This is a genomic window from Kineococcus terrestris, assembly GCF_041020755.1.
Lineage (GTDB): Bacteria > Actinomycetota > Actinomycetes > Actinomycetales > Kineococcaceae > Kineococcus > Kineococcus terrestris.
Window position 1 is genome coordinate 22,539 of the sequence record NZ_JBEUEI010000041.1, and the last position, 7,028, is coordinate 29,566.

Annotated in this window: 6 protein-coding genes; 3 read left to right on the forward strand and 3 right to left on the reverse strand. The window is 76.2% G+C overall.

Annotated elements, in window-relative coordinates; genetic code table 11:
• Positions 1 to 75 precede the first annotated feature (75 nt).
• From AB8M62_RS18080 to AB8M62_RS18090, 3 genes are all read right to left on the reverse strand, one after another.
• Positions 76 to 1,335 (reverse strand): ABC transporter substrate-binding protein, encoded by a 1,260-nt coding sequence (locus AB8M62_RS18080; protein WP_369070450.1) that lies wholly within the window; start codon positions 1,333 to 1,335, stop codon positions 76 to 78.
• 80 nt (positions 1,336 to 1,415) lie between these two features.
• Entirely contained in the window at positions 1,416 to 2,294 is an 879-nt protein-coding gene (locus AB8M62_RS18085) for a phosphogluconate dehydrogenase C-terminal domain-containing protein (protein WP_369070451.1), read from the reverse strand.
• 2 nt (positions 2,295 to 2,296) lie between these two features.
• The gene (locus AB8M62_RS18090) at positions 2,297 to 3,169 is read right to left on the reverse strand and encodes a sugar phosphate isomerase/epimerase family protein (RefSeq protein WP_369070452.1); all 873 of its coding nucleotides are present in this window, start codon (positions 3,167 to 3,169) and stop codon (positions 2,297 to 2,299) included.
• Positions 3,170 to 3,462: 293 nt separating this feature from the next.
• Between AB8M62_RS18090 and AB8M62_RS18095 the strand changes: the two genes are divergently transcribed.
• From AB8M62_RS18095 to AB8M62_RS18105, 3 genes are all read left to right on the forward strand, one after another.
• The gene (locus AB8M62_RS18095; protein ID WP_369051900.1) at positions 3,463 to 4,224 is read left to right on the forward strand and encodes an SDR family NAD(P)-dependent oxidoreductase; all 762 of its coding nucleotides are present in this window, start codon (positions 3,463 to 3,465) and stop codon (positions 4,222 to 4,224) included.
• Positions 4,221 to 6,167, forward strand: a complete 1,947-nt coding sequence (locus AB8M62_RS18100; protein WP_369070453.1) for a D-apionate lactonase family protein — start codon at positions 4,221 to 4,223, stop codon at positions 6,165 to 6,167. Before AB8M62_RS18095 ends, AB8M62_RS18100 begins: the two co-directional genes overlap by 4 nt.
• 9 nt (positions 6,168 to 6,176) lie before the next feature.
• The coding region (locus AB8M62_RS18105) for a FadR/GntR family transcriptional regulator (protein WP_369070454.1) at positions 6,177 to 7,028 on the forward strand (852 nt) is incomplete at its 3' end.

A 7,028-nucleotide genomic window follows, 5' to 3' on the forward strand; every position in this document is an offset into this window, starting at 1 on the left:
TCGCGGCGGGGTCGTCCGGCCGGGCGCGCCGGGCGCGCGGCGTCGAGGACGCTCACGAGGTCTCCTCCCCCGCCCTCAGGCGTTGGCGTCGAGGTACTTCTGGAACTCCGCACCGGCGTCGGCGGGTGCGAGGCCGCCGGTCAGCACGGAGTTCTGGATCCGCCAGTACTCGGTCGTCGCGTCGAGGCTGAGGGCCTGGTCGCCGTTCAGGTACAGGCCGGTGGCCTCGTCGAAGATCGGCGGCCACAGCTCGTGCAGCGGGTTGCCGGTGGCCGGGGCGACCTCGGTGTTCGGCGACAGCGGCGAGAAGGCGCCGACCACGTCCTGCTGCACGTCGGTGCTGGTGGCGAAGTCGAGGAACTTCGCGGCCTCGTCGGCCCGGTCGGAGCTCTCGTTGACGTAGAAGCCCTCCGCGAACCCGTAGAGGCGGCCGGTGCCCGTGGGGAAGGGGACGATGCCGACGGTGGAGGGGTCCATGCCGTTCTCGGCGATGTTGGCGTTGAACCAGGCGCCCTCCAGCGCCATGGCCGCCTGCCCGGTGTAGAAGAGCTGGCTGGACTCGTCGTTGGAGATGCCCATGAAGCCGTCGTTGACGTACTCGTCGCCCCAGGTCTTCAGCTCGGTGAAGGCGTCGTCCACGCACGCCTCGGCGCTCCAGTCGGCCTCGCCGGCCTTGAGCGCGTCGTGGGTCTCGGCGCCGCACCCGGTCTCCAGCAGGGAGTCGAGCAGTCGCATGACGTGCCAGTTGACGGTGCCGCCGAACTCGATCGGCGTGGTGCCGGCGGCGATGAGCTGGTCGGCGGCGGCCACCAGCTCGTCGTAGGTGGTGGGCGGCGCGGTGATGCCGGCCTGCTCGAACAGCTCCTTGTTGTAGAACAGTCCCTCGCCCTGCACGACCCACGGCACGCCCATCATGCCGCCGTACTGCGTGACGTTCGACATTGCGGCCTCGCTGAACCGGTCCGCCCAGCCGTACTGGTCGTAGTAGTCGCTGAGGTCCCTGCTCATGCCGGCCTCGACGAGCTCACCGCCCAGGCCCGGGCCCATCCAGTACTGGTAGACGTCCGGACCGGCGTCCGTGCCGGCGACCTGGCGCAGCGCGTCCTTGTGCGCGTCGACGGCGCGCTCCTCCACGGTGACGGTGCTGCCGGGGTTGGCCTCCTCGTAGGCGGCGACGACCTGCTCCACCGCCTCCTTCTGGGTGGGCTCCAGGGTGAGCATCCAGACGGTCAGCTCCTCGTCGCCACCACCACCGCTGCCGCCGCCGCAGGCGGTCAGGAGGACGGTGGCGCTCATCAGGGCGGCCGCAGCGGCCCGGGTGCGGTTCTTCAGCATCGTTGCTCGAGCCTTTCGGTGGGTGTGGCGGTGGAGGTGCGGGGGTGGTGGGGGAGGGCTGGGTTGCCGGCCCGGGGCGCTCAGCGGCGCACGGCGTCGATCCGGAGCATCCGGGCGATGACCGTGTCGAGCTCCTCGTCGCGGAAGATCTTCTTCCAGTCGTCCTTGACGATGGACTCGCGGCCGTAGGCCATGGCGGTGTGGCAGGCCTCGGAGAAGGGGTTGGAACCGCGCAGGGCGTTGGTCAGGGCGATGCCGACGTGGCCCCACAGCATCGCGCGGGCGGCCTCCGCGGGAACCCCGGCCGTCGTGACGGTCTCCTCCAGGGCCTCCTGCAGCAGTTCGCCGACCATGCAGGCGATGGTCTCCACGAGGGTGGGTTCCAGGACGGCGAGCTGCTTGACGGTGACCCAGTGGACGTCGAGGACGGGGGCGTAGATCGTCCGGACGACCTGCTCGACGACCGCGCGCACGTCCTCGTCGGCGACCTCGAGAGCGGCGACGACGTCCTGGGCGGCGGCCACGCCGCCGAAGGTGTCGGCGTACTCGGCGTCGGTGCGCCGCTCCAGGAACACCGACGGGTGGCACGGGTGGGCGCAGGCCTGGGCGACGCCCTCGCGCTGGGCCAGCAGGCCGGCGTAGGCGGCCGCGGGGTCCAGGGTGAGCAGGACGGAACCGTCCTTCATGCGCGGCACCAGGTCCTCGGACACCGTCCCCAGCACGACGTCGGGCACCGCCAGGACCACCACGTCGGCGTCCGCGACGGCCTCGGCGGCCGGCACGACGTCGCGGCCGGCGGCCCGCACCCGCTCCGCGCCGGCCGGGGAGCTCTCGGCGTACCGGACGGTGAACCCGCTGCGCGCCAGGTTGTTCGACACGCGCGTGCCCATCTTGCCGCCGGCGCCGATGACGGCGACCGTCAGCGTCCCGGTGCTGGTGTTCTCGGCGAGGTCGGTCATCGTCATCGCTCCTGAGGCGTCGTCGCGGTCGGGGTGGTCGCCGCGCTGGTCAGGCGGCGGAGGGTGGTGGCCGTCCAGGCGGCCTCGGTGCGGGCGGTGGTGACCGGGTCGCCCTGCCAGGGCAGCCAGTGCTCGGCGATGCGGCTGGTGCCGCGGCGCACCGGGTCGAGGGCGGCGGTGATGCCGTCGAGGTCGAGCAGGCCCTCGCCGAGGGGGACCCCGGTGAGGGAGAACCCGACCCAGCCCTCGCTGCGGGTGAACGCGAAGTCCTTGACGTGCCAGTTCTTCACGTGGGGGGCGCAGCGGGCCAGCACGTCCGCGGGGTGCTCCAGGGCGGCCACGGTGTTGGCCGGGTCCAGGCAGATCCCGAGGTGGTCGTCGCCGACGGCCTCGACGACGTCGACGAGCGCGGAGGTCGGGACCTGCTCGTACGTCTCCAGGGCCAGCACGACGCCGGCGCGGGCGTAGTCGGGGACGACCCGCCGCAGCCGGCGCTCGGTCTCCGCGGCGTCCGGCCGGTCCTGCCCGCTGGTCCACATGCTGCGCACCAGCCGGGCGCCCAGGGCCCCGGCCAGGTGCAGGTAGCGGCGCAGGTGCTCCGGGGCGGTGCCGCGGGTCCCGACCTCCAGCGCCAGGCCGAGGTCCTGCGCGGTGCGCCGCAGGTGCTCCAGCTCGGCGGGGCTCATCCGGTCCACGTGCGGGTCGTCGCAGACCTGGAAGACCCGCGCGCCCAGAGCGGCGGCGTCGTGGAGCTGCTCCGCGGTGGACAGGGGGTGCTCCACGCGCTGGGAGGAGCGCCAGAAGTAGGCGTACGTGCCCGCACCGGCGCCCGTGGCCGCGTCGGGCGGCGCCGGGGTGGTGGGGAGGGTGTGCACGCTGGCTCCTGGGTCGGGGAGGTCGCCGGCGGCCGGGGACGGTCGCGGCGGGGAGGTCCTGCGGGGTGCGGTGCTGACGAGTGCGGTGCTGAGGGGTGCGCCCCGCCCGGGTGGGGCGGGTGGTGCGCCGGCGGGTCGGCCGGAGGGGCGGCTGCTGTGCCGCTGCCGCAGTCTGCGCACTCGCCGCGAATTCTGTCAACCGGTTGACCTTTTTCTCTCGTCCCCTGTTTCCGGTCAACCGGTTCGGCTACGGTGAGCGGACGCGAGTTCCTGCGACGAGGAGGACGAGGACCGTGGGCGATCGGCTCGGGGGCAAGCACGCGCTGGTGACCGGCGCCGCGTCGGGCATCGGACGGGCGGTGGCCACCCGCTTCGCCGCCGAGGGCGCCCGAGTCGTCTTCGCCGACCGCGACCTGGAGGGCGCCGAGCGCGCCGTGCGGGAGCTGCCCGGCCCGGGCCGGGCGGTCGCGGTGCGGATGGACGTCACCGACGAGGACAGCGTGGTGGCCGCCTACGCGCGAGCCACCGCCGACGGCCCTCCCCTGGACGTGGTCGTCGCCAACGCCGGTGTGCAGCTGTTCGGCCAGGACGCGCCGGCGGCCGACCTCGACCTGGACGTCTGGCGGCGCACCCTGGACGTGAACCTGACCGGGACCTTCCTGACCGTCAAGCACGCCGTGCGCGCCCTGCGCGGGCGCGGCGGGTCGATCGTCTGCACCGGCAGCCCCACCGGCCTGAACGGCGAGGGCCGCGACTTCACGGCCTACTCCTCCTCCAAGGCCGGCGTGCACGGCCTGGTGCGCACCGTCGCCGCGGCCTACGCCGCCGACGGGATCCGCGTGAACACCGTCGTGCCCGGGTACACCGAGACGCCCCTGGTCACCGCGATCTCCGGCGACCGGGACTCGCGCGCGGCGATCGTGGCCCGCACGCCGCTGGGCCGGCCCGGCACGCCCGCCGACGTCGAGGGGCTGATGGTCTACCTGGCCGGCGACGAGTCGTCCTTCGCCACGGGCGCGCTCTTCCGCGTCGACGGTGGGATGACCTCGCTGTGAACCCCGCGGACGGGCCGCTGGGCGAGCGCTCCGCGCGCGAGCTGTGGTGCGACGACGACCCGGCGCCCGTGCACCTGGAGGCGGCCGGCTGGCAGCTGGACCTGGTCGGCGGCCAGCTGGAGGAGCTGGCCCGCGGGGGCCGGGCCGTCCTGCGGGCGGTGCGCCTCGTCGTGCGCGACCGCGACTGGGGCACCGTGCCCGCCGACGTGCAGCGGCTCTCGGTCGAGCACCGCCACGACGGTCTCGACGTCACCGTCCGGGCCCGCGCGCGCGGCCGCGACGTGGACGTGAGCTGGGAGGTGCGCGCGCGCGTCGACCGCGACGGCGTGCGCGTCAGCGGGGAGGCGCGGGCGCTGGCCCCGTCCTGGTGCAACCGCGTCGGCCTCGTGCTGCTGCACCACGCCGACCTGGCCGGGACCGACCTGCTCGTGCACCACCCCGGCGGCACCCGCACCACCACCCGCTTCCCCCGCGAGATCGCGCCGCACCAGCCCGCCCGCGACGTCGCCGGGCTCGAGTGGCCGGCCCCGGCGGGGCGCGTGCGCGCCGACCTGAGCGGTGACGTCTTCGAGGTGGAGGACCAGCGCAACTGGACCGACGCCTCCTACAAGACGTACAGCACCCCCCTCGAGCGGCCCTTCCCCGTCCACCTCGAGCGCGGGAGCACCGTGCACCAGGAGCTGGTGCTGCGGGTGCTCGACGCCGCGCCCGGTGGCGCCGACGTGCCCGCTCCGGCGCGGACCGCCACCGCCGCGGGACCGGTCGACGTGGACCTCGCGCCCTCCACGGCGCCGCACCCGGAGGTCGGTACCGGCGCCTCCACCGCGCCGCAGCCGCCCGGCCGCGACGGTGGTCCCGCTCCCCTGCCGCCGTGGGCGGGCACCCTGCCCGTCCTGGTCGAGCTCGACCTCGACGGCCCCGGCTGGCGCCGCGCGCTGGAGGAGGCCCGGCGCGAGGCCGCCGACGCCGGTCTCGACGTGCGCTTCGTCACGGGCGACGCCCGGACGCTGCCCGAGGCCGTCGCCGCGCTGCGCGGCCTGCCCGTGCACCGCGCGGCCGCCTTCGACAGCACCACCCACCTCAGCACGACGGACCTGTGGCGGGCGCTGGTGGAGGAGCTGCGGCGCGCCGGCCTGGACGTCCCGGCGCTGGCCGGCACCCGGGCGCACTTCACCGAGCTCAACCGCGGCCACCACCTGCTGCCGCCGGAGGCGGGGGCCTGGACGTTCAGCACCACCCCGCAGATGCACGAGCGCGGGCGCGCGCAGGTCCTCGAGTCCCTCGCGGTGCAGCGCCTCGTCGCCGAGCAGGCCGTGCGGCTGGCCGGCGGGCGCCCCGTGCACGTCGGGCCGGTCACCCTCGCACCGCGGTTCAACGCCGTCGCCACCACCCCGCGGGTGCCCGGGGCGCACGGCGACCTCAGCAGCGGGTACGGCGCGGAGCACGTGCCCGGCGCCACCGACCCCCGCCAGCGCAGCCGGGGCTTCGCCGCCTGGCTGGTCGCCTCCGCCGCCGCCCTCGGCGTCCCCGGCGTGCGCAGCCTGTCCTTCGCGGAGACCCGGGGCCCGCGCGGCCTCGGGACCGCGGAGGGCGAGCCGTTCCCCGCGGCCGCCGCCGTCGGCCACCTCGCGGCGCTCGCCGGCCGACCGCGCTGGGAGGCCCGCGGCGCCCTGCCCGCGGGCACGGCCGTCCTCGCCGCCGGTCCGGCCGACGGGCCCGGCGGCGACTGCACGGTCCTGGCGGCCAACACCACCGGCGGGGCCGTGCACCTGCGGCTGCGCGCGCCCGGCGGTTTCGGCGCCGGGCGGCTGCGGTCCGCGCACGACGCCGGCGGCGCGCCCGGCGGGCCGTCGGCCACGCCGCCGGGCGACACCCTCCTCCTGCCCCTGGCGCCCGGCGCGGTCCTCGTCTGGACCGGGCCGCTGCCGGGACCGACCCGTTAGGTTCCCCCGGTGCCCTCCTTCCGCCAGGACGACCCCGCGCTGGCGCAGCTGACGCTGACAGCCGTGCCGCGCGGCTCCGCCGCTGCGGAGGTGGCCCGCCAGCTGACCGAGCGCGTCGCCTCCGGGCAGTTCCCGCCCGGCTCGCGCCTGCCCCCCGAGCGGCAGCTCGCCGAGACGCTGGGCGTCGGTCGCTCCGCGGTGCGCGAGGCGCTGGCCGCGCTGGAGATCCTCGGCCTGGTCACGGTCCGGCCGGGGTCGGGCACCTACATCCGCGACAGCATGTCCGAGCTCCTGCCCACCACGCTCAGCTGGGGCCTGATGCTGGCCGGTGAGCACACCGCCCAGCTCTCGGAGGTCCGCAGCGCCCTGGAGGTGCAGGCCGCCTCGCTGGCGACCGTGCGCGCCACCGACGCGGACGTCGCGCTGCTGCGCGAGCACGTCGAGGCGATGGAGGCCAGCCTCGACGACCTCGACGCGTTCGTCGCCGCTGACGCCATGTTCCACGCGCAGATCGGCCGGGCGGCCGGCAACGACGCCCTCGGCGACCTGCTGCAGAGCATCCGCTCCCTGCTGCGGGTGTGGGTCGAGCGCCACCTGCAGGAGCGCCGGCAGGCGGAGATCGCCGCCCGCGAGCACCGGGAGGTCTTCGAGGCGATCGCCTCCGGCGACCCGGGCGCCGCCGAGCGCACCATGCGCGCCCACATGCGCACCGCGGGGGCGCGCATCGAGGACGCCCTGCACCCCCGCGGCGCGGACCGGGGGGGGGGGGGGGGCGCCCCCCCCCCCCCCCCGCCCCCCCCCCCCGCCCCCCCCCCCCGCCCCCCCCCCCCCCCCCCCCCGCGGCCCCGCCCCCGCGCCCCC